We start from the raw sequence: 25,222 nt of genomic DNA, 5'->3' as shown, positions 1-25,222 counted from the left end.
ACCTCTTACTTAGTTAATTTCCAAATGTTGTAGCCAATTTCACCCGCCATCATTGAGGCACAATTATACGCAAAACAACCTAAAATTGTGCCTGGGTCAGTGTAGCGGAAGGGCCAGCGACCAACAAACGTTGTGGTGATGTCCAGTACCCAGAAAAATAGTGCGATCGCTCCCCTGCATTACGTTCTTTCATACCAGCGCGTTTGTAGTCACCCCATAAAGCCACAGTCAGGTCGATATTTCCGGTGGGTTTGCTACCTAAAGCATATTGCTTAGATTCCTCAAACTCATTCTTGGCTTGGATTGGGTCTTTACCCCGCAAAGTTCGGGCTTCCATCACCTGAACTAACGCAGAGATGCCAAAACTAATCCAGAATAAGGGATTAAATGGTAGTTGCAACCACCCGAACCAGCCGATCCATTCAGTTTCAAACCACGGTAGGAGAGGTTTTCCTTGAAATAAAACTTGCCAAACGCTGTCAGTAGAAAGCAGTGTGCCAATCCAAAAGCCAATTGCACCGACTAATTTATATCCTGGTGTGCCTGGGGTGATGAATTGAGCAACAATGTGTGAGACAAACACAACTGGTAGTGATACTAGCTCAACAATCCATCGGGCTAAAAGTTCTAAATACTCACCCAACCCCCGTTGTGGTTTATTTTGCTCTTTTGGTTGTGGGTTAGGAGTAGTTGGCGTGGGATTGCTCATAATTTAATTTCCAGCGTCAGAATATAGTGGGGAATCATTGCAAGCTCCTCTGACTCGGTATTTCCATTTCCATTGACGTTCTTCGATTCGCCCAATGCACCAGCCTGTCGAGTCGTAAACAAAACCAGTTCATCCTCTAAATAACCTGTAGTGTTGGGTCTAGGATTACGTTTAGGAGTATCCAAATAATTTTGCATTCGCAATTTTTTAAAACTAGGGCTAACTCCTAACTCGTTAATTTTTGAGATGTTGCTGCCCTTTCTTCGGCTTTAATCCGCTCTAGTTCTTCGGATTGTTGAATTGTTGTAGCCGTGTTGTAAGTGTTGAATTGCGCTGGCAGTTTAGATAACCAAGGACTAGCTATTAAACCCATTCCAAATAATCCTAGTAGCGCTTGTTTTGGTATTTCATAGTGCAAACCTACGCTGGTTCGTACTGTTCTAAAATTTTGCAAAAGTTGTCAATTGTATTAGCAACTGGCGTTTGTTCAATCACTTCCTCAACTACCTTTGGGGGTTCTGGTTCTATTTGTGGAGTCTCAAAGCCGATTGCATCTAGAATTTGTCTTTCCATATTTATTAGTACATTAATTTTGTTAGTTGCTTAACTACCCAAATCACCCACCAAAACACTATAGAAAACAGCATTAACAGTCTGAGCAACCAATTAATCATGTAACGTAGAGGGGTTTTCCAAAACAACCACAGATGAATAATCTCATGAGCTAAATCAGACAGTGGCACAATATCACGCACTGGAATTTCGCACTCTAGATTGTCGTAAGTTAGATGGTGTGCGTGATTGGATTTGTGCCAGGGAAGAAGTACACAATGAAAGAGCGTTAATTGTTCAATACCTTAGCCAATTTACGAGGGTTCAACGCCTGTAGAAACGTTATGAATACGTCCCAAAGAAGTAAGTTTGGCAAAAATCTGAGTTAATAAAATAGGCTCAGGTATTTCGGGAAGCATTTTTAAAATTTCACGGACATATCGAAAACCACGATAGTGAGCCTTAAGGTCAAGGATGCCGGAGTCGGGATTAAGGAGACGAAAATCCGCGAGAAGATGATGGGATAAGTTGACCATAAAGAATGCTAGATTAGCAGCATTAGTTACAGCAGTTTGACTTAAGTTCATAAAATCTTCCAATCCCCAAAATTGCTTGGCATCTCGAAAATTGAATTCGATCTGAAAGCGTAGCTTGTAGTAGTCAATTATTTTTTCAGATGACAATTTTAGATCACTAGAAAATAGAATTACATGACTACGAGCATGAGTTTTAAGATTGGTTTTGACGAGAATAACTACATTTAGAGATTGGGCAAATTCTTTGTGAAGTAATGTAACTTGATAAACGTCAGTTTGGATATCATCATCAACGGTACTTTGACATAAATACTTCTTAGGTATGTTGTTGTAGTCAATTTTGTCTCCGTATTTACGACGAGAGCGACTATTGGGGTCAGGGTGTTGATAAGGTATATATAATGCTGAATCAGAGCGAAGCTTAGAAATTATATGCAAGTTAACTTGACGAGCCATCTGCAAGGCATTATTATTCCCAAAGTGTCCATCCAATACTAAGTAAGTAAGGGGAATAAATTTAGCTAATAACTTAAATAGCGACTTAATCATCTTCTGAATTCTGAGTAATTCAGATGTGAGAACTACCTGGGTTTTATTCTTGTTTTACTTCCCTTTGGTCGCCCACGCCCACGTTTTTCTTGCGGTTTTATTTCTTTGGTTGGTGACGAGCTACTTTTTTCTATATCGCTCTTTATCACCTGTTCTATCTGAATCGGAAACGAGTGCCTTTGCTCAACACTGACTAATGATAATGTAAAAAAATAGCCCTGATATGGGTTTACCAGCCAGGCTAGAAAAAAATCTATCCAGTCCATAAGTTTGTTTTCCTGATTTACTTATCACAACTTCATCTCCCGCTAGCAAATATATCTCATTCGGACGAAATAAATGCTTGTGAAAGAATAACCAAAACAATGTCGCCCAAGGTATTACCGTATGAAAGAATCTCAACATCGTTCGATAACTGCCACCACTACCTGTCCAACGAGAAATTCCCAACATCGTCACTCGCCACTCATTGCTAACATGGCCAGGATTATCTGGTTCAATTGCCGCATCGTCGTAGCGTTTATCTGCGGCAGGAGGCATTGCAGGAGTGATAAGATATCGGGCATGGGTTGATTGTGGCTTTTGAGTTGTCGTTTGGGAAGACAATAACTCTACTACATCAGCCCCTCTCTTCACCCTCTTATTTTGGCTAAGGTATTGTTGTTGGCACTGTTTTGATTTGACTTTCCACTGCGGCGAATGGATGTAACTGAGATACTCATGGGAGTATTTGCGTTTGCTCATCTGCTGTTACCTGCGTTGGTGTTGAAGCTTGCAATACACGAATGCCTACAGACAAACCAACACAACTTATGAAGAAAACTATTGAGATGGCCCATTTGTACTTCTCCCAAAACTTACTCATGCTGTAGCTTGATTTTTTTGGGGTTTGAATAAATGCAGGGTTAGCGATCGCAAATCCTGTATAGTCTTGGGTTGCACTGACTTTTTTGCTTCGACTGGTAAACCTACCTCCTCAAAAAACTTCAATGGGTCAAACTCAGGTGTAGAAGTTTCGGTCAAGGTTTGAACTTCACTTTTAAGCTGTTGGGGAGTTTTTAAACCGTACTCAGAGATGATTTTCTCCTTGGTTTGAGGATCTTTAATGATTTGGTAGATGAGCGAAATTTCTTCGACACCTGCTTGTGTACGCTCTTGCAACAGTTGAACATCTAGTCCCTGTGAAATGTCGTCAAACAACTGTGTTTTGAAGTTGTGAACGGCAAACGCTTGAGCAACAGTTGTCCCCGCCGCAATCTCTAAGAATGCTTTGAATGTCTCCTGTGTAATTCCTTGTGCTTGTAATTGTTGCACGGCTGTATTTATCGCCTGGGATTGTAAATTCGTCAGGCTGCCTCCAGCACCCAATAGTTTGGCTTGGTCTATCACTGTCTCGGCTAGGTTAAATAACCTCTCCAAGCGATCGCTCACCTCCACATCAAATTCTTCTCCATTTGGATCAATGCTTAGGTCTGTTTTAGCCAACTCTTGCAATCCAGCTAAAATTTTGTCTGGTGAGTAATTGGCGCTTAACAGTTCAAATAATTCTTGGCGGGTGAATGTATCCTTGTTAGACATTTTGTAATTCTCCTGTTAATGGTTGTGTGAATCTGATTTGTTCGGCTTCAAATTCTTTACGAGAGTAATCGGATTTATTCGCTGCAACAATTGCTTTAGCTAACTTCAACTTTTTTGTTCCTTGGGCTAAACCACCAAAGATTTCTCCCACTTTTCCCACTACCCAAACTTGATAAGGAAGAATTGGTGGCGCTCTGAGGCTGTGTTCTAATGCAAAGTTGTTCATTTGTATTTGTGCTAGTTTATACTGAGCTATCGTTTGAGCTACTTCTTCCCATCGTCCCCAAGTCCGATAACAAATATCCAAAATTCTCAAAGATTGGGCATTTGTCATGGGTAAAACCAAGGGGTTTAATGCCGAATTTGTGGTTTCTTGATTAAAAAGTTCTTCTCTCCATGAGTGATTCATTCTCGGTAGTCAATAGTCACATTAAGTTGGTCAATACCCGTGTCAATATCCGTATCAATTTGATATCAAATTCACTGTTAAGAAACTGTTTCTTAACTGTCAATTGACCTTGTTTCTTTATAATAAAAAACCCGCTCTCTTGCGGGCAAGTCTGAGACTTTCACTTTGTGCAGTTCTTTGTTTTAGGCTACACATTCTCCCACCTTGACGTATTTACTTCTAATTTCTGGATGATTGTTCAAGTACAAATCCAATCTATTCAACTCATTAATCGTCCGTTCAGTCAGACGGCGATCTCCGTTACTCCACTTGTCAACTACCGATACAGATACACGCATTAACTCGGCTAATGACTTGTGGTACATCGGATGTTTTGTGAAAAAGTCGTTTAGTGTCTGAATTTCTGTCATAATGCGATCGCTCCAGTGTAGGTCTTGTCAGGGGTAAATCCTCTGATATTGGTGTTCCAGCACAACATTAGGGGCAACTGAGACGAACTTATTATATAAAGCTTTGATGCTGTGGTGCATCAACTAGGAGCCAAAGGTGGTGGATGTAGAACACTTGATTGAACAACTCAATCGTGCTGGCATATTGGAGGAAATACAGCGTAAGAGGGTAACTACCTCGGAAATGCCAGCAACTTTGTATATCAGTTTAATGGCAGCATCTATCGCCACTAAGAAGAATTTGAGTACAGTCATTGCTTGTGCTGTTGAGAGTTACATTACAAGTAACCAACAAAAACACTTTGATGAATTGCAACTACAAGCAGCAGGGGCAGGTAAAACATTAGAACAGTATCTGGTCGAGGAAATAGTCAAGAGATTGAAAACCAAGAATTGAAAATTTCCTCATCAAATACTAAGCCATTTTTGTAGGAAGTCTAAAGTTAAAATCTAGTATTTTTTCATTATATCTACTTTAGATAAAATAATATTAGTTCTTCATTCTTTATCATCATTTTTGTTTTTTAGCATAAAATAAAGTTGCAATTAGTTATTATAGACTTTGCCTAATTCAGCTAATACAATTCAAAAGTTTAGTCCTGGGCTACTTGTACATAATTATGAATCATTTTTATGTTTGATAACACTTGCAAATTAATTGCCGAATTATATTCTCCTGATTTCGCAACTTGGCTATTAGGTAAACCTATTACTTTAACTAAGTTAAGCCCGACAGAATTATCGATAGAACCAATTCGTGCTGATGCCTTAATTATGTTGCAATCAGATGAAGTTGTTCTCCATATAGAATTTCAAACGGCTCCTGATGAAAATATGCCTTTTCGGATGGCTGATTATTACTTGCGGATATATCGTCGCTATCCAAATAAACAAATACACCAAGTAGTAATTTATTTGGATAAAACTACATCAGAAAAGGTGTATCAAACCACATTTACAACGGCAAAGATGCGACATGAGTTTTCTATAATTCGTTTGTGGGAACAACCACCAGAACTGTTCCTGAGAACTCCAGGTCTTTTGCCATTTGCTGTATTAAGTGCAACCGAGAATAAGGCTAGTACACTACAACAAGTCGCTGCGGCTGTTGATAAAATTAGTGAAAGACGGACACAAAGTAATATTTCTGCTGCTGCTGCAATTCTGGCTGGGCTAGTATTAGATCAAGAAGTGATTGGGCGTTTATTCAGGAAGGACATTATGCAAGAGTCAGTCATTTATCAATCAATTCTGACTGAAGGTAAAGAAGAAGGTGGCGAAGAGAAAGCCCGTGAAATTGCAGCTAATATGCTGGCAGAGGGTATGAGTGTTGACTTAATTGCTAAGTTAACTGGCTTACCCCTAGAAGTAGTACAACAGTTACAGCAGCAGCAAACTAAAGATTGACTACTCCCCCAAATTTATTTGGGGGATTCTAATTTGTTGACAAGCGTACACAACAATCACCTCCCTATTTTCATTCGCATAGCTGAAAATACTAGCTATTCCACCAAATAGCTGATTACTTGTGGATCTATCGCCGCAATCCGCTTTCTAATCGACGCAGGCGGATTCTGAAAAAATCGCTTTAAATCCTGACTTTTAACCTGATAACAATGAACAGAGCGTTTTTTAGCTTTGAGCCAACCCTGTCTCACCCAGTTTGTGATAGTTGTTGGATGTAAACAAAGGTTTTTGGCAATTTCACTGCAACTATAATTATCAAGGGTAGGACGCACAGAGTAACCAAGTCTATACAATTTGCAAGCGATCGCTAATTCACTACGATAATATCCTCGTCTTTTGAGGCGAAAGGCAATCTGTTTCACTGTGAATATTTCTGCCATTTCCTCAAGGGTATCTAACTCTTCTTCAGTCCATTTAATGCTCATAGATAAATCTCAAAACTCATCAAAATTGAAATTAAAGTTTTGTAGTGGGTTTATGACTCCTAAATTTCCCTAAGCAGATCCAGTCTTAGCCCCTTGTACCTGCTGCATCCATTGATTAATCGCTGTTAATTCATCAGCGTCATTAGCAACTAAATCAACCACCTGTTGTTGATATGAAATTTCAGCTTGATTAGGATGTTCAATGTAATTGGCAGCCCAAGCAAGACACATATTTTTGACAAGAGCATCCACTTTACTAACAGGTAATTGACTAGGGCTAGTTGCATCTTGAAATTGCAAAAACTCTTTGACCAAATCAAGTGGATAATCTAATAAAGTGCGAATATACTTCACCCGCAAATCTTGAGGATGCGGCGGCTGTTCTGGTGATAACCCAACAGATGAAGATATGCCACCCAAACGAGATTGTATTTCGGCTATGAGTGATGCCCAGTCAGCCATAGGATTCCATTCACGGCGGATTCTAACTTTGGTAGCCGCATCATAAAGTCGGCAGAAAACGACGTTCTCGTTACCATCTGTAACAGCAATAATCAGAGGTTTAGAAAAGTCGTAAACTTGAGAAGCAACGAGTAAAAATGTCTTGGCGAAGTTGGTTTCTATGCCAGTGCGGATAATATAAACTTCATCAGCAGCAATGACAATATCTAACTTCATATTGTCCTTTCCCTTGAACTCTTTTGCTGTTACTCGCAGTTCTGACAAGTAACCTGTTAAACCTTTCTGATGCACAGGTATGGTTTTTTCTTTTTCGATATCGTAGTGATACCACAAGTACGATTCACCGCTTAATTCCCCATTTTTTACGTATAAGTAAATTGGTTCGGGAGGGTTACAAAACCCTAACTTAATTTCGTTATTCATTCTTAACCTCAAAGCTTTTTGCAGCGTGCAATAATAAAAATCCTGCGGAAGATGCTACTTATATAGATTGGCAATCGCCTGGAAAATAGCACTCACTCAGGCGATGTCTACGACAAGCCGCTTTGCGTCTACGCTTTTTCCTAATTTGTTTCCTTTGATGCAGCAGATAACTGTTGATTGCTCTCTAGCTCATCTTTGATATATGACAGTGCAGTTTGAGCATCACCAATGGTTAAGTCTGGATAATATTCCAACTTGAGAAAATCTGGATGTTTCTCAATTTGGGATAGTAAGTATTGAGTGACACCGATTAAATCAATTAGCTTGACTTCACCTTTGCTCATGACACTATCTCCTAAAACTTGTTTTTGTTGATAATCAAAAGTCAGGAACCAAAAAGTTGATGGTTTTTAATTGCTTTGGCTCCTGAATACTCCTTACGTTTGGTCAATAATTTGCAGCAGAAAACCACAGCCAGTATTCTGGACTTTCACGAGGTTTTTATCTAACAAATATTGGATAACTCCTGTAGAGAAGCCCAGAGTATGCAAAGGTGCAGATCCGCCACGACAGCGCAAGGAATGTAATAAATTTGCAGCAGTCAAATCATTACCGTTCTTCTTTGGTCTAGCCATTACTGCCTCCTGTTATTGCTGCTAATTGCTGTTGCAGAATCATGATTTGCGTTTGGTGTTGTTCGAGTTCTGTTGTGATTTGTGTAAGTAATTCTTGAGTTGAAAGTGTCTTAAGTTGCGATTCTTGATAATGCGATATTTCTTGGCAATGTTTATCCCGCATTAACCCATAACGCCAGCCATGACCGTACTCATAGGCTAATTGGGTATTGACAGGATAGTATTCCAAGCTCAGAATTACGCCTTGTTGAGTGCGTTGACCAAAAACAAAACGGGGATAATCCCAATCCTTGGGAATTGATATTGTCGGTTGCATAAATATGCTGATGGTTGAAGGGTTGGGGGAGCAATTAGGACAGAATTACTGAGGTTGCCCCAATTGCTGGTGATTATTATTTAGGGCAATAAGTTCTTTCATCAAAAGATAGTAGTGGGCAGTGATGCCCACTATTTCCCTAAACTAAGCCGCTACTAATTCCTGTACTGGCTCAGATTCCATCATCAGTAACCACTCGTCAGCCGTTAGCTCGTCAAAAGCCTTATCCAAAAGTTCATCCCAATCGACAACCTCAACTTGCAACAGTGAGCGCACAAGAGCGATCACCGACTCACACGCCGCCTTCTGCTGCCCAACTGAAGAAGCCCGGATGACCCACCAGTTGCCATCAGTAAAGCCGACTTCGCCCAATTTCTCACCATCACGGGTATAAATCCCATCATCGAGAAGTTCTAACCCGCACTGTTCACAAGCTTGGGCAATCTCAGCCATGATTTCATTACCAGTCGTGCATGGTTCTTCTTGTGTCTGCACTGGTAACATACCTTGCTGATAAGCTTGTTTAACGTAGCTGTGGCATCTGGCAGGGGTGATGTTTCGATAAATCTCAACGTTATTAACCAGGACTCGCCAGTACAAATCTGCATGGTTGTCATTATCTAACTCAACGCTGGCAATAAGTTGACCATCAACGATTACTTCTTGGTCGTAGAAGGAGATTTCTGCAATGGTGGGAACTTCAGGATATTCGATTGGTGCAGGTAGTGGGGCTGGGAGTGAGCCATCCTTATGATGCCATTCAACGTAACGCAGGCAATGGGCAATGGTGTTGTGGCGGAAAATCTCGTTCCCTTGCACCATGACTACCCATCGTTGGGTGATGAAGTCGCTATGGTCGTAGGTGATATATGCGATGAGTTGTTTACCAGCAAAGATTTCAAAGTGATGGGAGTGGATTTCTACCGTGGTCAGTTCTTCCGGTGCTATAGCTTGCGCTTGCTGGTTGATGTACTGCTGTAGTTCAGCTTGGGCTAGGGTTTGTTCGCTGACGGGTTGCTGTCTATGTGCGGTATAAGCCATAATGAAGATCCTTACTAAAGGGTAGAAGGCGATCGCAAAGTTTTCCAGGCCGAGCGATCGCCTTTGTTTTTTTCGGACAACGTTGTGGGGGAGCCACAACGCACTCATACTGATTTGGCGTAGCCATAAAGAAAGTCAAAGCCAGCAGTAGCACTTGAGTATTAGCAAGACAAAAATCTATGGTTGCAGAAGTTGATTATTGATTTACTTGTGCTGAGTGATGTCTTGAAGCTATTTAGTTTCCAAGGTTCTGTAGACCCAAACTTTCACGTAGTTAGAACAGATGCAGTTTGCTTTTTGCTGTCCTTACTTATTAATATAAAGCATAATACTGGATTTATCAAGCCTAAAACTGGATTTATTAAAATCTGTACTGTATTTATCCAGTCTAAATATATATTATTTGTGGTACAGTAGGGATAGAAGTAAGCTTAAAGTGTAGAATTATGAATCAAGCCTTGATTAAGTGGAGATTAAAAGAAGTCATGGCAAGGCATAACATTAAAGCCCGTGACCTTGCCGATCAAATGGGTGTCAGTGCTAATTCCGTTTCTAACCTACGTAATGCTCGAACTATGCCTCGGTTAGATGGAGAAATCTTAAATAACCTCTGTGAAGCCTTAAACAGACTTGCACAGGATTTAGAAGGAGAAATTACTCCAACTGATTTAATTACTTATGTTCGTGGCCCTAACCCTGTGGTTGATGAGACTCATGAAATCAAAGGAGCCAGAGCATCTACTCAACAAAGAAAATCTCGTCAAACTAATTCTCAAGCTCAAGTAGAAGATTCTTTAACTTCGTCTGCGGCTTAGTAGAAGCGATCGCCGCCGACCAAAGCAATGCGATCGCCTGCTCAATCCGTTAACCACAAAGTGAGCTACATATAATGCTGACACATTTAAGGTGTAAACCACCAGATCAGCATCAATGTTCACTTTGGTTATGCGTCCGTGACTGTTTTCGTGCATTTACCAATAGTGGGCAATACATATGCTGACACTAGACCGCGAAGAAATATCAGCACCTCGCTACAGTATTCTCAATGACAGCATCAAAGAAACGTTTACTTCCATTGACCGCTTTGAGTCGCAAGCTGTTGAGGAAATATTGCAGATGCGAGATAAACAGATGTACCTTGAAGCCGGGTACACCAGTTTTAAAGAATACTGCCAGCATGAACTATCGGACTGGGGAGGCTTCCGGCGAATTAACCAACTGCTAGGGGCGAAGAAAGTAATCGATACGGTTGGCGAGTTAGGGCAGCACATCAAGAATGAACGCCAAGCCCGTCCTTTGCTGCGTTTAGTCAATGAACCAGAAAAACTAAGGGAAGCTGTAGCGATCGCAGTGCAAGAAAACTCTTCCCCTAGTGAATCGGATTTTGCGGCTGCGGCTAACAAAGTCCTTCCTCGCCAACCACGCCCACGCATAAAAGCCCCATCTCAGGAAGCAGTGGTTCCTAAATCCAATAGGGTCAAAGTAACGTCACCCTCTCACCCCAGATATGGAGATGGAGGAAGCATTGAAGCGGACGCACCGAACCCAAGCCAGCAGATTGTCACCTTTGCCGATGGTGAGAAGTTGTTAGTAAACAATGATGATTTGACTAACTTGAGTAATGACGTAATTGAGTCATTTAGTAGTGAAAGGGCTTATCCTCCAGAATATGCCGAAGCGATCGCCGCATTGAAGCAGCAACACCAGCAAGAATTGGAACGGCTAGAACAGGAGTTAAGGATTGGGTTACTCTCCGAAGCCAATGCTAGAGCCGAAGAACAGGTAAAAGAACAAATCCAATCATTGCAACTACTATTTCAGCAACAGAAGGTGCAAAACATCCAGTTACAACAACGCTTGGATGAGATGGAAGCACTGAGACAGTTGGAATACGAGAACCAGCAGTTAAAGCAGCGTATTGAGGAGCTAGAGAACGCGCTTACAGAACGTCCCACCCAGCAATGGGGGAATACTCTGACCAAGCAAGCGGCTAAGGCATTAAACAAAGAAGTTAAGGAAGCTCTAGAGAAAACACTTGACTTGCGATCGCTTGCCCAAGAACCACCAAAGGAGAATGCCCAAGAGTGCTTACGCCTGATGGGTATTGCTTTGGGGAATTTGGCCAGTGCTATGAACAATACCCAAGCCTTGCAAGCTGCGGCGTTAATACTGGGGAGTGAACCGACCCCACAGGCGATCGCATATCGAGCCGAGCAACTGCAACTATTGCCCCAAGCGGTGAGTGATATTCAGGCAGTGCTGTCCAAGCCTGGGTGTACTTGGCAAGACTATTTGAGTGTGGCGCAAGAGTACGAGGTGATTGAAGAAGATTACTTAGCCCAGTTAACCCCACAAGAGGTACAACTAATCACCGAATTAGAGAAAGCTGCACAACCCAAAACTATAACTGTGGGTTCCATCGTTGCCCACAATGACCCGTACTTCGCTTTATACAACGCCAGAGGTGAAGTTATTCAAGACTTGGGTACTGATGTCTGGGTGGCGTGGGATCACTGGAAAGAGCGAACTGAAAAATCATTCCGACATTCCAAGGACGAGTTACGGCTGTTGTCGGACTAGCGATTACTAGATAACCCAAACAACCGAATGCGGCATGGCTGAAGTGCTGCCGATATTTTCATGCGCCAAAAATTGGAGAAATATATATGGATGCAATTACGTTTCAGATTCAGGACGAGTTAGGATTCTGTACCCGCACCAGCGACGGTGTAAGTGGAATGACCGTCACAGCTTTAGCTAATTTCTGCGGTGTAGATCAACCTGCCATCACCCAATTGCTCAACAAGATTCGTGATTGTGACCCCATAACGAACGACTTAGCAGAATCGCTAAAACATTTAGCTGGTAAAGACTGGAGGCTCATAACGAACGATACCCAAAATAGCTTGTACATAATTGACGAACTTTGCCACGCGATTCTGGAATATTACGCTGTTGATGCTCGAAAGTACAAAGGCAAAGCGATCGCCGTTGAAAATTACCGTATGGTTGCCAGGGCAGGGCTGAGGGTATTCATCTGGTCGCAGACGGGTTATTCGCCACAAACTCTCAGTGCAGAGCAGATGGCTTTGCTTCAGTCTATCCCTGCCATGCAAGAAGCTATCGCCCAATTGCAAGCCCAAGTTCAAAGCCTACTGCCTCCATCATCCGACTTTATGCCCCCCGGCTGGGATGCCCAAGTGTGGAACCAGTTACCCCCACAAGATAAACGCCACTTCCGTTTTCTGTACCGTCGCTGCAATTTCCGCCCATCGCAACAGGGTCAAACTGAACCTTTAGCCTTGCCCTCTGTCAGTGTTGAGCAGTTGAAGGAACAGCAACGAGATGAAGTAGCGCAGTTAGTCGGTGAAGTATCCCCCGAAGAAAAACAACGGTTGCAAGCCGCAAAACTTCAAGCACTTCGAGAATTTTGGTCACAAGCACCCCAAGAAGACCAAGAAAATATGCCGTTTTAGACATTGAGTTAAAAATATGACAAGTAAACTAATCACCCCAGAATCCCCTCTGTTGGTTCCTCCCTTGTTGGCCGCAGAGATTGGTTTAACCGAAGCAGTAATACTCCAGCAGATTCATTACTTCTGTCAAATCTCCAAGCACATCAAGCGTGATGGTAGGCGTTGGTTCTGGAAGACACTCAAGGATTGGGGGCAAACACTGCCATTTCTCACAACATCAGCAATCAGACGTGCGATCGCAAATTTGAGGGACAATTTCAAGTTGATTGATGTGTGCCGTCACAGCGAGAAAACTTGGTATCAGGCGAACTGGTTCACAGTTAACGTTGAGAACGTACAAGCCTTATGGAATCGCATTTGTCAAAATCAGCAAATCGATGTGAGCGCTTTTGAACTATCGAACTGCTCACCGTTGGCAGATCATAACAAAGACTTCCCTCTCAAAGACTTCGCTTCACAACAACACAGTGCTGTTGAGCCTTTTAAAACTGAGGGACTGGAAGCCAAGATTTTGGAATGCGACCAGGGAGGGACTTGTCAAGCCGCAGAATCAGAGTTCCCCCAAATCTCTCACTTCCCTACGGGACGCTCCGCGAACGTTGATGAACCAGGACAAAATGACTCGACTAGCGAGAAAGATACTCATGATGGTCATTCTTCCGCCGTCCCGGTTGCGTCAAATTTTCAGCATGAAGACTCTAGTAATGATGATTACACCGAGCCTGTGGAAAAATCAGTACAGCCCAGTCATCAAGAAGTTCAGGACGTTTTGCAGCAATTGAGGGAGATTCCTTGTACTCCGCAGTTCCGGTTAAACGGGGAGATTCAGCGCACCGTCAAGCGGTATTGGGAGAATGTGCCGGGGGCGATCGCTTATTTAAAGGAGGCAGTGCGGACTTGGAAAGGAATCAAGTCACCGGAGGCTGTGTTTGTGGCTGCTTGCAAGGAGGGACGGAAACCGGAGTCAGCGCAGGTTAAATCTGGTGCGATCGCTTGGTTTGAGTGGGCGAGGCAGCAGAGGATTGTGATTGCGATGTCGGGGCAGGTGGTGTATACGCCGGATGGGGAGGCTGTGGCTTTGGCGGAAATGATGCGGCGGTATCCGGTCACAGAGTAGAGTTGTGCTACTTCTAGCCTAGTTCTAGCTGCGAATTAATGCTAGGTTATTTGCTGTAATTAGCTATTTGATCATCTAATGCTTCATGTCACCTATAAAACAGATTTAGATCATGTTGACTGGCAAGAAATGAAAACTACCTTACAGCAAGATAATTTTGACAATGGACGTAGCTGTGAACAACTCAAAACATCTTTTGAAAACAGCTATGCTACTTGTATTGCTTATGCTCAAAATCAAATTATCGGCACTGCTCGTGTTTTATCTGATGGGGTTTGTAATGCTTACATTGTAGATGTTTGGACTTACACCCCTTTTCGTCGCCAAGGAATCGCTACAACTATGATAGAGACTTTACTAAGCAGTTTGCCAGGGCAACACGTTTATCTGTTTACTGATGATGCTGTTAATTTTTATAAAAAGCTTGGTTTTGTCGAACAACCAGTTGGACTAAGTAAAATCATTGGCACTTGGTTAGTCAATCAATAAGTAGAGTGCTGAATGAATATCGAATTTATTATTATTCCTGCTACTATTCCCAGATGGTCTAGATTTTTTACTTCAATATTAAAGGGCGAATTCATTTTCACACCGCATTCCATCAACTCTTTCTAGCTTTTCATTCTGGGAAGTTTTTGATCTACTAATTTTATTGATTTTTTGACTTCTACCTGATTTTTTGCTGCTGGCTTGGCTTATGTAGTTTTACTGTCTTAATTTTTCCTAATTTTCTGATTTTACTTATTGCTTTCTCTGTGTGCCAGTTTTGGGTGCGGAATGTGGATTAAATCACTGGTAGTTCAAGATTGAAGTTGCTGCATCAGACCTGCTGCGTCAGAAACAGACCAATGTTCAGCAATTTTTCCATCTTGAATCCGATCAATGCGGATCACCGATGTCGAAATGCTCTTGCCAGTTGGCGCAATGCCGTAGAATGACCCAGTATGCTTGCCGTGACTTGTGATGTAGCTAACAACCCTATCGCCTTGGGCTATCTGCTGTAAAATCTCAATTTGGATATCGGGAAACGCCGCGAAGAAATCATCAAAGAAGGATTCATGATAAACCCGAAGTGCATCAATACCACAATTTTCTGTACTTGACATCGCATGGTTAATACAATCCTCCGTCCAGAAATCTTTCAGTGTTGCAAGATTTCGACCATTCCAAACGACTTGGACAAAATTCTGGATTATTTGCTTATTTTGATCAAGGTCAGTCATTAACTTTTCTCCTACTATTTATGCAGATTCTACCTGCTTATGGTAATGTCCTGCCGAAAAAGCCATTCCTCACATAGCAAGGCATAGATATACTCGTCTTGCCACACGCTTTTTATCAACTGGCTTTGTTTGAGATGTCCTTCACGCCGCATACCGAGACGTTCCATAAGCATATATGATGCTGTATTTCGTGTGTCACAAATTGAAGTAATTCGGTGTAATTTGAGGTGTGTAAAACTATAACTAAGTAATATTTGTGCTGCTTGTGTGGCGTAACCACGCCCTTGATAATTCGGGTGAAGTGACCATCCGATTTCGCCTTTACTTTGTGCTTTTGGCAAGAGATTAATGCCAACCTCACCAATGATTTTGGTATCGGCTATATGGTGAACGGCAAACACGATATAACCACCTTCATCGCCAATCTCCACTACTGCTTGTCGGTCAAGAAAGTCGATGGCTTTTTCCTGAGTCAGTGGTTGTACAGGCATATAGCGCAAAACTTCCGGGTGAGTTTGATATGCTAAAAAATCAAGCAAATCTGTCTGTGCCATCCGGCGTATAATCAATTGTTTTGTTATTACAGGCTCTATGCTTGGATTCACTTGATGGGCTGCCGCCTATAGTAGTTTTTTAAGCCATCTTATCCTGGAACAGAAAATTCAACATCCGCCGAACATAAACTGACCATGATTCAGTAGTGGGTGGAAAAACCGACGCATAAAGCATGAGACTACTAATTGTGTCAAAAAATAAATCAGACTCAGCATTTGTCAAAAGCTCACCTCGCAATTTGGCACGTTCAAGAACAATAGAAAAAGCTCGCCTTCGTGGTTGCAAGTACTTAGCCCAATACATTTGAGCAAACTGAGGATTAGTTAAAGCAGTGCTGACAATCATTGCAACAGTTTGTTGCCCAAAAGGATTAAGTGTAAGTTGTGCTGCACTTTCAATTAAAAAATCGATATCACCCCAGAAAGACCCTGTATCAGGAATCACAACTTCTTGCCTGAGACTTTCAATGGCATCGGCGATCAATTCTTCTTTAGAAGAATATCGTCGATAGATGGTGGTTTTTCCGACCCCGGCACGAGCGGCAATCGCATCAACACTAATATTTGCAACACCAACTTCTATGAGTAAATCAATTGTTGCTTGAAGAATTGCCTGATGAGACTCAATACTACGAGGTCTTCCAGGGCGTTTTTTAGCAGGTTCACTCATATAGCCACAACTTCTAATGCACTCAAATTACGACAAGCTCAAGAATTAATTGACATTGAGATGAAATAATATCGATACTAATAGTGTCGATATTCAAAGGAAAAACAGACTTATGCCGTTGCGGACTAGACCCCAATATATCAACAAAAATAGCAAGCAAACTTTATGTCAAGGTTTGGAGGAGTACTATATGGTGAATGCGGACTTAACACATCCCAGTACTCAACCAGAGGATTTTGCCAGAATTTTATTAGCTCATGATGTTAGTCATGTGATTTATGGCTGCGATACGGGTATGTATGATGAATTGAAAATCCTTGCCTTAACATTCTGGACAAGTGATTTCAAATTTTGGGATTGGGTGCGTGAACGCCAAAATCCTGCTGTCAGCATTATGTATGCAGATTTGCTCAAACGTCATGGTTGGTTTAGGCTATATATCTCTATAATTTTTGAGTTGTTACGATTATTTCCAGAGTTAATTTCAATGTGGTTAAAGACTCGAAATCATCAGCGTTTTGTGCCATTTCTAGACTTTGAAACCATACTGGACAGTTCGCTGTTAGAAATTCGTCAAGAGTTTGGATTATTGCCGTTTATTACTAAAAGCTGGTAAAAGTGCTTTTTAGCATTTGACAGCCAAGCTTGCAATTATCAGTTATAAAGTTGCTTAGTAGTTGCTGTTGAAGTGTGACAAGTAGAGCATGTAATATCAACTTTTAGCCAGACAGGTTAATTCAGATGCACGGGCAGTTTAGGGGTAAAGTAAGCAGAGGAATAAAAATTTAGCACTTTCGTTGATAAAAACTGGGCATTTGTTATCCTAAATTGTGACTATTTATGACATATAAGCAAGAAATTATCGATTTTTACAACGGTAGAACCAATTATGATAACTATACCACTATCAATCGCGCGATTGCACTTTTTGATTACGCAATTCCAAGCCCTGGGCAATGGATTTTAGATGTGGCAACAGGAACGGGCAATGTTGCCATCAAAGCTGCTCAAAAAGTTGGCGCAAATGGTAATGTAATCGGAATTGATATTGCCACAGAATTACTTAAAATTGCTCAACAGAAAATTCAAGCCGAAAATTTATCTAATATTGAGCTAATTGAAGTCGATGCCGAAGCATATCAGCCCCAACCAGATAAGTTTGACTGCATTTATTGTTCTTATGCAATTGTGCTTCTTCCCAACATTCCTAAGATTCTCGAAAATTGGTATCGCTTTCTCAAGCCCAGTGGATTCATTGCATTTACCTGTTCCTCTGAAAATTCATATTTAGCATTGTCAATTGTAGAAGCTTGTGCAAAGCATGGGATTACACTTCCAAATCTGCATGAACCATTAGGAACACCAGAGCGGATTCAACACTTATTAACCCAAGCCAAGTTTGACCAAATTGAAATTCATCCTCGACAGTTAGGGACTTATTTGAGTTTAGAAAAAGCACAAAGCAAGTGGAATGGGCAATTCTGGCTCCATATCGATAATCCGTTACGCGAATTAAACCCCCAAAAAATTAGTCAGATTAAAGCTAGTTATGATGAAGAGATTGCTGCACTAGAAACTGAGCAGGGTGTATGGTATGAAGAATTAATTTACTACGTTGTTGCTCGTAAACCATAGCAGTTTCATCTTAAGCCAGAGATTGGGCGCATAGTCAAGCGTTACTGGAACAATGTTCCTGGGGTGTAGGCGGAAGCCTTGTCGTAGACCGAAGCGTATTTGAAGGATGCACTGCCGACGAGTAAGGAGGTTAAGTGTTGGCTCCTGGATTAATTCAAAAATTTTTGTAGAATTACTAACGCTCAATATGGAGTAGTATTGCTTTCGATAAATTCAGGCGGCAACACTTCAGTAAATAACAATTGCTGTAACTCAATACCTTCAGGACGGCTCCAATCTTTAACTAACTCAGCAATCAAAGTGATTGTAGCAGTTAGTATAACTCCAGCATCACGCATCCGTTGTCGTGCTAAATCTTCTGATAGATAAAATGGGGAACCAGAAGCATCCATTACCGCTTGAACCTTGTAGCCTTCACGCACTGCACTAATAGCTGGATAAACCAAGCAAACATCGGTAGTAATGCCTGCCATAATTAAATGAGTACGATTTGTATTTTTGACTGCGTTGACAAAATTCTCATCATCCCAAGCATTGACGATACCCGCACGTTTTACTCTTGCATCATAGGCTTGGGGTAAGCTCTGTGTTAAAGCAGTCATGAGAGGCCCCTGAAAACGCTCTTCTTGACTGCTTGTTAAAATTACGGGAATCTTCAGTACCTTTGCGACTTTTGCAAGTGCAAGAGTATTTTTCTCTACTTCGCTCACAGGCAAGTTCTTAATCAGTTTCATAGTCAATACCTTAGCCAAAATAAGAGGGTGAAGAGAGAGGGCTGATGTAGTAGAGTTATTGTCTTCCCAAACGACAACTCAAAAGCCACAATCAACCCATGCCCGATATCTTATCACTCCTGCAATGCCTCCTGCCGCAGATAAACGCTACGACGATGCGGCAATTGAACCAGATAATCCTGGCCATGTTAGCAATGAGTGGCCGAGTGACGATGTTGGGAATTTCTCGTTGGACAGGTAGTGGTGGCAGTTATCGAACGATGTTGAGATTCTTTCATACGGTAATACCTTGGGCGACATTGTTTTGGTTATTCTTTCACAAGCATTTATTTCGTCCGAATGAGATATATTTGCTAGCGGGAGATGAAGTTGTGATAAGTAAATCAGGAAAACAAACTTATGGACTGGATAGATTTTTTTCTAGCCTGGCTGGTAAACCCATATCAGGGCTATCTTTTTTTACATTATCATTAGTCAGTGTTGAGCAAAGGCACTCGTTTCCGATTCAGATAGAACAGGTGATAAAGAGCGATATAGAAAAAAGTAGCTCGTCACCAACCAAAGAAATAAAACCGCAAGAAAAACGTGGGCGTGGGCGACCAAAGGGAAGTAAAAACAAGAATAAAACCCAGGTAGTTCTCACATCTGAATTACTCAGAATTCAGAAGATGATTAAGTCGCTATTTAAGTTATTAGCTAAATTTATTCCCCTTACTTACTTAGTATTGGATGGACACTTTGGGAATAATAATGCCTTGCAGATGGCTCGTCAAGTTAACTTGCATATAATTTCTAAGCTTCGCTCTGATTCAGCATTATATATACCTTATCAACACCCTGACCCCAATAGTCGCTCTCGTCGTAAATACGGAGACAAAATTGACTACAACAACATACCTAAGAAGTATTTATGTCAAAGTACCGTTGATGATGATATCCAAACTGACGTTTATCAAGTTACATTACTTCACAAAGAATTTGCCCAATCTCTAAATGTAGTTATTCTCGTCAAAACCAATCTTAAAACTCATGCTCGTAGTCATGTAATTCTATTTTCTAGTGATCTAAAATTGTCATCTGAAAAAATAATTGACTACTACAAGCTACGCTTTCAGATCGAATTCAATTTTCGAGATGCCAAGCAATTTTGGGGATTGGAAGATTTTATGAACTTAAGTCAAACTGCTGTAACTAATGCTGCTAATCTAGCATTCTTTATGGTCAACTTATCCCATCATCTTCTCGCGGATTTTCGTCTCCTTAATCCCGACTCCGGCATCCTTGACCTTAAGGCTCACTATCGTGGTTTTCGATATGTCCGTGAAATTTTAAAAATGCTTCCCGAAATACCTGAGCCTATTTTATTAACTCAGATTTTTGCCAAACTTACTTCTTTGGGACGTATTCATAACGTTTCTACAGGCGTTGAACCCTCGTAAATTGGCTAAGGTATTGGACAGACAAGATAATTACCCATGCTATGAGCAATGATATGAATTTTAGTGTGGGGTTTTTGAGTACGGATACAACTAATTAAGTTAGCTAAAGCTGGAGCTGTTTGAACGGATTCAGCTCGATCAGAATGGTAATCTAAAACTTTGCCATTGGAAGGCCAGGAAAATCCTACAAAAGCAGTCAGGTCTTGGTTAGCATCATCAAGATTTTCGGGAAAATATTTGTCTGGGTCAGTAATGAGAGTAGAATTATGTTTTTTTAAGACTAGACTCAAGCTGTCTGCAAGGACTGAAAAAGAAGTTAACGCTCCATGAAAAGGGACATTGTAACCATGAGTGCCAATAATAATTCGTTTGATAGCATCTCTGCATAGAAATTGCTTAAATACGGTTTCCTCTGAGTTTTCAATGATCACTTCACGAGGCATACTAGATGGGTCAGTAGTCGCCAGATAGTGAGACATGTATTTTTTCATGTCTACCCAGTGATAACCACCTTTTTGTAGTTTAATGCGTGTATCACGATCAACATTACGTCCTAGATTTTGGCGATCGCGGTTAGTAGCAAAGAAGCGAATCTGCATATTGTGAAGTTAAGCGCTATTTTTTCAGTGTAAGTGTTATTATCGATAATAAATGATAATTTTTACAAGCATTTATTACGGTAATAAGCTTTTAGGTCAATGTGTAGACCTTACGGGAATGCCTATTGAACCGAAAAATAATCTCTAAGATTAGCGTTGTTGAAAACGCCAAGTTTCAGATTGCCAACTTTAGCAAGAAAATGACAATCTGAAAAAATCTCAGAATTTTCTTGAACAACGCAAGGCTTCAAGCTAGATTTGGTAGCTGTACAAGTTAATCTTTTTTGTTGCATCAGCTACACTCTGCTAGATAGTTTTTAATATGTAAAAATACCTTGCTCTTTAAGTATTATTTTTTTGCCTTGATAAACAAGTAAAAAACCATCTGCTGTTACACGATAAAGATAATTATTATTACGGAAATCATATCCGAGGAACCGGGCTGGTGTAACACCATCTGTAGCAGTTGAGTGAATAGTTTTTCCAGTGAGGCTAATTGATTTACCAGTTCTTAAATTCTTACCAAAGTATTTAACATTGTTACAATTTACGTATCCTTCAGGACAATTTCTAGTAATTTTAATATTAAAGTTTTTAGTCTTTAAAGTTTCAGCACTAGCTACTTGATTCCAAAACGTAATAACTGGTAACAATGCTAACAATACAGCAAATCTTTTAAGGATTAACATATACTTTACAACTCATTTTATAGCTGTTTGATGGATACAAATTGGATAACCCTGTTTCGGAAAAAGGTAAAAAAGAATTTATTTTGGAGAAGTTAGGCTAACGATAAAACTAACCCTTATTTTTAGAGCCAAAGAATTTTTAAGGTTGATAATGATAGATAGCCAATAATGGGTAAATCAAGTAGTATTTCTGTACTATAATAAATTTACTCACAAGTATATAATGATGTGCGGCATTTTTAACACTCAATGTCCACTCTACCCACAGCACAACAAACATCAGTACAACCCCACTACGAAACCATCAACGGGGTAGTCGAGCGCCTGACTTTCCACTCTGAGGAATCAGGCTACACAGTCGCACGTCTAACCCGCTCTCGCAGTACCGACCTCACCACCATCGTCGGCAGCTTCGCCAACATCCAACCAGGGCAAACGCTACAGCTAACAGGCTTCTGGAAAGACCATCCGCAGTACGGCCCACAGTTTAATGTCACCAACTACCACGAAACCAAACCCGCTACACTCACCGGAATCGAGAAATACCTGGGCAGTGGACTAATTAAAGGTGTCGGGCCTGTTACAGCAAGACGCATAGTTGCACATTTTGGTCTGGAAACCCTGGACATCATCGAGAACCAAATCGACCGCCTCATCGAAGTACAAGGTATTGCCAAAAAGCGAATCAAGCTGATCAAGAATGCCTGGGAGACGCAAAAGGCAATCAAGGAAGTAATGGTGTTTCTGCAAACCCACGGGGTATCAACCACTTACGCCGTAAAAATATATAAACAATACCAAGATAAAGCGATCGCCACCGTCACAGCCAACCCGTACCAGCTTGCCACCGACATCTATGGCATTGGCTTCCTGACCGCCGACAAGATTGCCCGTAACCTTGGTGTACCATCAAGCTCAGAGTTTCGATACAGCGCTGGCATCATCCACGCCTTGAGTGAAGCTGCTGAGGATGGCCACTGCTATCTCCCCCAGCCAGAACTCATCGAGAAAGTCGCCAAGCTGCTGGCAACCGATGACCATCAGCCAACAGAGGATGCGATCGCTGACATTATCAAGGACATGAGTGCAAGGGAGGAGTTGGTCAGGGAATATGTGAGAGACAGCTACGGGGAGAAATTATTACTTTGCTATAAGCCGAGCTTCTTCCACACCGAGCAGAATTTAGCCCAATTGATATCTCGACGGTTACGCCACTCAGTGACACAAGACATTCCCCGCGTCCGTGCATGGTTAGAGCGATTTATGTCTAGCCGTAAGATTGAGCTATCGCCACAACAGCAGAAAGCAGTAGAAACAGCAGCTTATTCTCCCGTGATGGTTTTGACTGGCGGCCCTGGTGTGGGTAAAACCTTTACGACACACACGATTGTCAGTTTGTGGAAGGCGATGGGCAAAAACATTGCCCTAGCTGCACCGACTGGGAGAGCCGCACAGAGATTATCCGAGATGACGGGTCTGGAAGCGAAAACCATTCACCGCTTGCTGGAGTTCGACCCCAAGACTATGGGTTTCAAGCGGGATAACGAAAATCCTTTACCCTTTAGTGCGATTATCGCTGATGAAGCTTCGATGCTCGACCTGTTTCTGGCACATTCCCTGGTGAAAGCGGTAGCTAATGGAGCGCAACTATTATTAGTGGGTGATATTGACCAGTTGCCATCTGTTGGCCCTGGTAAAGTGCTGGCAGATTTGATTACTTCGCTGCAAGTCCCAGTGGTCAAGCTAACGCAAGTATTCCGCCAAGCCCAGCAGAGTGCAATCATCACGGCAGCGCACCAAATCAACCAGGGCGACTACCCGATAATGGAGCCAATCAGCGATAATCCGCAGTCGGACTGTCTATGGCATGGAGGCGGTCACAGTCCTGAACACGGAGTCCAAGCAATTTGTGAGTTGGTGAGTGAATTTATCCCACGGCTGGGCTTTAATCCGGCCACGGATGTACAAGTGCTATCTCCTATGTCGCGGGGATTGGTGGGTACTCGAAATTTAAATGCAGTTTTGCAGCAGCTGATCAATCCGCCTGCGTCGGGGAAGGTGGAGATTAGCCGGGGCGGGATGATTCTGCGGGAGGGCGATCGCGTCATTCAGCAGATGAATGATTACGACAGAGAAGTGTTTAACGGGGATTTGGGAACTATCCTGAGTATCGACACGGAAGAACAGGAGGTAACGGTTGAGTATGGTGGTCGAGATGTGGTTTATGATTACGCGGATATCAATGAGATTACACTGGCGTTTAGTATTTCTGTGCATAAAAGCCAGGGAGGCGAGTTCCCAGTGGTGATATTTCCACTTTTCATGCAACACTATGTCATGCTTTCGCGGAATTTGTTTTACACAGGATTAACAAGGGCAAGGAAGTTGGCGATTGTTGTCGGTTCCAAGAAAGCGATCGCCCTGGCTGTGCGAACTACGGATGATCAGACTAGGTACACGCGATTGTGGCAGAGGTTGTTGCAGCCTGTTGGGTAAGCCATCTATATTTGCCTTTCTCAAAGAATTAAATCCTAGAAAAGTAAAAAACATTCACAAAACTATATTGCTGCAATCACTTATACAAACCATTGAGGGATTATATTGTTCAAGCTGCTATTATCGGGTCAGTAGCTGTATACTATTCTTAGATTTATTATTGCGGCTAAAAAATAGCTATTTTTTGAGGAGTTTCAAGTAATAACTGTGGAAACTACTGTGCAAATTATAAAATTCCAACAGAGAACTATTAAGAGCGCTCAAGCAAATTTTAGCTTTGTTTGTAGCCTTAGTTAGTTGTACTGAACTGCTAATATGGTTTAGCGATATTCAAGCTCTAAAAAGGAGTTTACCAGCGTGGATAAGCTGTTATTCATTTAAATTGGGAACTCTGATCTGCTATTACATTACCAATGTGATATTTTCAAATGGGTTTATACAGGTAGTAAATACGAGTCGTTTACATCGAGGAAAAACCAATCGCTAAAAAATTAGATACATCGACCGAAAATAGTGAAAATAACTGAGGCTCACAAGCATTGAGGTCTGATCTTGAAAAGGTTTTTATTTGTCGGTGGCGTACTGCTAATTCTTATTGTTTATTTTGGTTTGAACTATTCTGGCTTCTGTTTTGCAAAAAAACGTTACTTAAGTAATGAAGAAAAAATTAAAGCAGAATTTGGTTACCAAAATAGCCGCAATATATTACCGATAAAAAACTTTCCAGATGCCAAGCACATCAAGTATAAAAGCTTTGATGAATATATAGCATTATATCCAGAATGCTGTTCGGTAAATCCTGGCGGTACTTATGAAGTTTCTCCAGTAAGCTTTCTTGATCGCATTTTTGGATATAACTCAGGCGATGTTGTAGTGATTAATTTCCATGCACGTTATTTGAATAAAAACGGCAAGATCGAAACAGTAGAAACTCGCTTTGAAAACTACTCGCAAAACTGCGGTGGTTCTTGATGAGCAATTCTTTGTAACTTAATGGATAAAGTGGCCGGAATTAAAGGATAAAGTGGCCGCTTTAAAA

34 protein-coding genes and 1 pseudogene are annotated in these 25,222 nt (G+C 41.5%); 13 read left to right on the top strand and 22 right to left on the bottom strand.

Annotated features, from left to right (window positions below; genetic code table 11):
* Positions 1-79: 79 nt before the first annotated feature.
* The 4 genes from NSMS1_RS32035 to NSMS1_RS32020 are packed head-to-tail and all read right to left on the bottom strand — an operon-like array spanning position 80 to position 1,282.
* Entirely contained in the window at positions 80-709 is a 630-nt protein-coding gene (locus NSMS1_RS32035; RefSeq protein WP_224095518.1) for a hypothetical protein, read from the bottom strand.
* On the bottom strand, positions 706-906 hold the full coding sequence (locus NSMS1_RS32030) for a hypothetical protein (RefSeq protein ID WP_224095517.1): 201 nt from the start codon (positions 904-906) through the stop codon (positions 706-708). The genes NSMS1_RS32035 and NSMS1_RS32030 overlap by 4 nt, the downstream gene beginning before the upstream one ends.
* Positions 907-935: 29 nt before the next feature.
* Positions 936-1,082: a hypothetical protein gene (locus NSMS1_RS32025; protein WP_224095516.1), complete on the bottom strand. Its 147-nt coding sequence runs from the start codon at positions 1,080-1,082 to the stop codon at positions 936-938.
* Between the two features lie 47 nt (positions 1,083-1,129).
* Positions 1,130-1,282: a hypothetical protein gene (locus tag NSMS1_RS32020; RefSeq protein ID WP_224095515.1), complete on the bottom strand. Its 153-nt coding sequence runs from the start codon at positions 1,280-1,282 to the stop codon at positions 1,130-1,132.
* A 163-nt stretch (positions 1,283-1,445) separates the two neighbouring features.
* On the opposite strand from NSMS1_RS32020, the gene NSMS1_RS32015 reads away from it, so the two are divergent.
* A complete protein-coding gene (locus NSMS1_RS32015) occupies positions 1,446-1,598 on the top strand; it encodes a hypothetical protein (protein WP_224095514.1) in 153 nt (50 codons plus the stop codon).
* Here NSMS1_RS32015 and NSMS1_RS32010 read toward each other — a convergent pair.
* The 4 genes and pseudogenes from NSMS1_RS32010 to NSMS1_RS31995 form a co-directional block, all read right to left on the bottom strand.
* Positions 1,576-2,912 (bottom strand): annotated as a pseudogene (locus NSMS1_RS32010) (transposase). The gene NSMS1_RS32015 and the pseudogene NSMS1_RS32010 overlap by 23 nt on opposite strands.
* Positions 2,913-3,207: 295 nt before the next feature.
* The gene (locus tag NSMS1_RS32005) at positions 3,208-3,924 is read right to left on the bottom strand and encodes a hypothetical protein (RefSeq protein ID WP_224095513.1); all 717 of its coding nucleotides are present in this window, start codon (positions 3,922-3,924) and stop codon (positions 3,208-3,210) included.
* A complete protein-coding gene (locus NSMS1_RS32000) occupies positions 3,917-4,333 on the bottom strand; it encodes a hypothetical protein (RefSeq protein ID WP_224095512.1) in 417 nt (138 codons plus the stop codon). Before NSMS1_RS32000 ends, NSMS1_RS32005 begins: the two co-directional genes overlap by 8 nt.
* Before the next feature lie 182 nt (positions 4,334-4,515).
* The gene (locus NSMS1_RS31995) at positions 4,516-4,743 is read right to left on the bottom strand and encodes a hypothetical protein (protein ID WP_224095511.1); all 228 of its coding nucleotides are present in this window, start codon (positions 4,741-4,743) and stop codon (positions 4,516-4,518) included.
* A gap of 139 nt (positions 4,744-4,882) precedes the next feature.
* Here NSMS1_RS31995 and NSMS1_RS31990 point away from each other — a divergent pair, with 139 nt between their 5' ends.
* Both NSMS1_RS31990 and NSMS1_RS31985 read left to right on the top strand, forming a co-directional pair.
* Complete coding sequence (locus NSMS1_RS31990) at positions 4,883-5,179, top strand: hypothetical protein (protein ID WP_224095510.1); 297 nt, start codon at positions 4,883-4,885, stop codon at positions 5,177-5,179.
* Between the two features lie 236 nt (positions 5,180-5,415).
* Positions 5,416-6,189 (top strand): Rpn family recombination-promoting nuclease/putative transposase, encoded by a 774-nt coding sequence (locus NSMS1_RS31985; RefSeq protein ID WP_224095509.1) that lies wholly within the window; start codon positions 5,416-5,418, stop codon positions 6,187-6,189.
* Between the two features lie 95 nt (positions 6,190-6,284).
* Here NSMS1_RS31985 and NSMS1_RS31980 read toward each other — a convergent pair whose 3' ends face one another.
* From NSMS1_RS31980 to NSMS1_RS31950, 7 genes are all read right to left on the bottom strand, one after another.
* Positions 6,285-6,674, bottom strand: a complete 390-nt coding sequence (locus NSMS1_RS31980; RefSeq protein WP_224095508.1) for a hypothetical protein — start codon at positions 6,672-6,674, stop codon at positions 6,285-6,287.
* Positions 6,675-6,743: 69 nt separating this feature from the next.
* On the bottom strand, positions 6,744-7,559 hold the full coding sequence (locus NSMS1_RS31975; protein ID WP_224095507.1) for a hypothetical protein: 816 nt from the start codon (positions 7,557-7,559) through the stop codon (positions 6,744-6,746).
* A gap of 140 nt (positions 7,560-7,699) precedes the next feature.
* A complete protein-coding gene (locus NSMS1_RS31970; protein WP_224095506.1) occupies positions 7,700-7,903 on the bottom strand; it encodes a hypothetical protein in 204 nt (67 codons plus the stop codon).
* Positions 7,904-7,996: 93 nt separating this feature from the next.
* Positions 7,997-8,194 (bottom strand): hypothetical protein, encoded by a 198-nt coding sequence (locus NSMS1_RS31965; RefSeq protein ID WP_224095505.1) that lies wholly within the window; start codon positions 8,192-8,194, stop codon positions 7,997-7,999.
* Entirely contained in the window at positions 8,187-8,510 is a 324-nt protein-coding gene (locus tag NSMS1_RS31960) for a hypothetical protein (RefSeq protein WP_224095504.1), read from the bottom strand. Before NSMS1_RS31960 ends, NSMS1_RS31965 begins: the two co-directional genes overlap by 8 nt.
* 144 nt (positions 8,511-8,654) lie before the next feature.
* A complete protein-coding gene (locus NSMS1_RS31955) occupies positions 8,655-9,551 on the bottom strand; it encodes a hypothetical protein (RefSeq protein ID WP_224095503.1) in 897 nt (298 codons plus the stop codon).
* On the bottom strand, positions 9,532-9,678 hold the full coding sequence (locus NSMS1_RS31950) for a hypothetical protein (RefSeq protein ID WP_224095502.1): 147 nt from the start codon (positions 9,676-9,678) through the stop codon (positions 9,532-9,534). Before NSMS1_RS31950 ends, NSMS1_RS31955 begins: the two co-directional genes overlap by 20 nt.
* Before the next feature lie 319 nt (positions 9,679-9,997).
* Here NSMS1_RS31950 and NSMS1_RS31945 point away from each other — a divergent pair, with 319 nt between their 5' ends.
* Positions 9,998-10,366, top strand: coding sequence for a helix-turn-helix domain-containing protein (locus tag NSMS1_RS31945; protein WP_224095501.1), 369 nt, complete (start codon positions 9,998-10,000; stop codon positions 10,364-10,366).
* Here NSMS1_RS31945 and NSMS1_RS31940 read toward each other — a convergent pair.
* Positions 10,346-10,522, bottom strand: a complete 177-nt coding sequence (locus tag NSMS1_RS31940; RefSeq protein WP_224095500.1) for a hypothetical protein — start codon at positions 10,520-10,522, stop codon at positions 10,346-10,348. The two genes, NSMS1_RS31945 and NSMS1_RS31940, sit on opposite strands and share 21 nt — an antisense overlap.
* Before the next feature lie 22 nt (positions 10,523-10,544).
* On the opposite strand from NSMS1_RS31940, the gene NSMS1_RS31935 reads away from it, so the two are divergent.
* From NSMS1_RS31935 to NSMS1_RS31920, 4 genes are all read left to right on the top strand, one after another.
* The gene (locus tag NSMS1_RS31935) at positions 10,545-12,131 is read left to right on the top strand and encodes a hypothetical protein (RefSeq protein ID WP_224095499.1); all 1,587 of its coding nucleotides are present in this window, start codon (positions 10,545-10,547) and stop codon (positions 12,129-12,131) included.
* A gap of 86 nt (positions 12,132-12,217) precedes the next feature.
* A complete protein-coding gene (locus NSMS1_RS31930; protein WP_224095498.1) occupies positions 12,218-13,027 on the top strand; it encodes a hypothetical protein in 810 nt (269 codons plus the stop codon).
* Positions 13,028-13,043: 16 nt separating this feature from the next.
* Entirely contained in the window at positions 13,044-14,144 is a 1,101-nt protein-coding gene (locus tag NSMS1_RS31925; protein WP_224095497.1) for a hypothetical protein, read from the top strand.
* A 78-nt stretch (positions 14,145-14,222) separates the two neighbouring features.
* The gene (locus tag NSMS1_RS31920; protein WP_224095496.1) at positions 14,223-14,633 is read left to right on the top strand and encodes a GNAT family N-acetyltransferase; all 411 of its coding nucleotides are present in this window, start codon (positions 14,223-14,225) and stop codon (positions 14,631-14,633) included.
* A gap of 311 nt (positions 14,634-14,944) precedes the next feature.
* On the opposite strand, the gene NSMS1_RS31915 is transcribed toward NSMS1_RS31920, so the two are convergent.
* The 3 genes from NSMS1_RS31915 to NSMS1_RS31905 form a co-directional block, all read right to left on the bottom strand.
* Positions 14,945-15,367: an ester cyclase gene (locus NSMS1_RS31915; RefSeq protein WP_224095495.1), complete on the bottom strand. Its 423-nt coding sequence runs from the start codon at positions 15,365-15,367 to the stop codon at positions 14,945-14,947.
* A gap of 29 nt (positions 15,368-15,396) precedes the next feature.
* Positions 15,397-15,921, bottom strand: a complete 525-nt coding sequence (locus NSMS1_RS31910) for a GNAT family N-acetyltransferase (protein WP_224095494.1) — start codon at positions 15,919-15,921, stop codon at positions 15,397-15,399.
* A gap of 79 nt (positions 15,922-16,000) precedes the next feature.
* Positions 16,001-16,591, bottom strand: coding sequence for a TetR/AcrR family transcriptional regulator (locus NSMS1_RS31905; RefSeq protein ID WP_224095493.1), 591 nt, complete (start codon positions 16,589-16,591; stop codon positions 16,001-16,003).
* A 190-nt stretch (positions 16,592-16,781) separates the two neighbouring features.
* Between NSMS1_RS31905 and NSMS1_RS31900 the strand changes: the two genes are divergently transcribed.
* Positions 16,782-17,207, top strand: coding sequence for a hypothetical protein (locus tag NSMS1_RS31900; RefSeq protein ID WP_317986611.1), 426 nt, complete (start codon positions 16,782-16,784; stop codon positions 17,205-17,207).
* A gap of 224 nt (positions 17,208-17,431) precedes the next feature.
* On the top strand, positions 17,432-18,226 hold the full coding sequence (locus NSMS1_RS31895; protein WP_224095491.1) for a class I SAM-dependent methyltransferase: 795 nt from the start codon (positions 17,432-17,434) through the stop codon (positions 18,224-18,226).
* 182 nt (positions 18,227-18,408) lie between these two features.
* Here the strand turns inward: NSMS1_RS31895 and NSMS1_RS31890 are convergent, their stop codons facing one another.
* Positions 18,409-18,960 carry an isochorismatase family protein gene (locus NSMS1_RS31890; RefSeq protein ID WP_224095490.1) on the bottom strand — a complete coding sequence of 184 codons (552 nt, stop codon included), beginning with the start codon at positions 18,958-18,960 and terminating at the stop codon, positions 18,409-18,411.
* Between the two features lie 98 nt (positions 18,961-19,058).
* On the opposite strand from NSMS1_RS31890, the gene NSMS1_RS31885 reads away from it, so the two are divergent.
* Complete coding sequence (locus NSMS1_RS31885) at positions 19,059-20,399, top strand: transposase (RefSeq protein WP_224086359.1); 1,341 nt, start codon at positions 19,059-19,061, stop codon at positions 20,397-20,399.
* A 5-nt stretch (positions 20,400-20,404) separates the two neighbouring features.
* Here the strand turns inward: NSMS1_RS31885 and NSMS1_RS31880 are convergent, their stop codons facing one another.
* Together NSMS1_RS31880 and NSMS1_RS31875 are read right to left on the bottom strand one after the other, a co-directional pair.
* Positions 20,405-20,998 carry an alpha/beta hydrolase gene (locus NSMS1_RS31880; RefSeq protein ID WP_224095489.1) on the bottom strand — a complete coding sequence of 198 codons (594 nt, stop codon included), beginning with the start codon at positions 20,996-20,998 and terminating at the stop codon, positions 20,405-20,407.
* A 317-nt stretch (positions 20,999-21,315) separates the two neighbouring features.
* Positions 21,316-21,687 carry a hypothetical protein gene (locus tag NSMS1_RS31875; RefSeq protein WP_224095488.1) on the bottom strand — a complete coding sequence of 124 codons (372 nt, stop codon included), beginning with the start codon at positions 21,685-21,687 and terminating at the stop codon, positions 21,316-21,318.
* A 249-nt stretch (positions 21,688-21,936) separates the two neighbouring features.
* Here NSMS1_RS31875 and NSMS1_RS31870 point away from each other — a divergent pair, with 249 nt between their 5' ends.
* Together NSMS1_RS31870 and NSMS1_RS31865 are read left to right on the top strand one after the other, a co-directional pair.
* Positions 21,937-24,183, top strand: coding sequence for an ATP-dependent RecD-like DNA helicase (locus NSMS1_RS31870; protein WP_224095487.1), 2,247 nt, complete (start codon positions 21,937-21,939; stop codon positions 24,181-24,183).
* A 552-nt stretch (positions 24,184-24,735) separates the two neighbouring features.
* Positions 24,736-25,155: a hypothetical protein gene (locus NSMS1_RS31865; RefSeq protein ID WP_224095486.1), complete on the top strand. Its 420-nt coding sequence runs from the start codon at positions 24,736-24,738 to the stop codon at positions 25,153-25,155.
* Positions 25,156-25,222: the final 67 nt, after the last annotated feature.

This window comes from Nostoc sp. MS1, from assembly GCF_019976755.1.
Lineage (GTDB): Bacteria > Cyanobacteriota > Cyanobacteriia > Cyanobacteriales > Nostocaceae > Trichormus.
The sequence above is the reverse complement of the archived record's forward strand: the minus strand, read 5'-3'. Positions and strand labels throughout refer to the sequence as shown.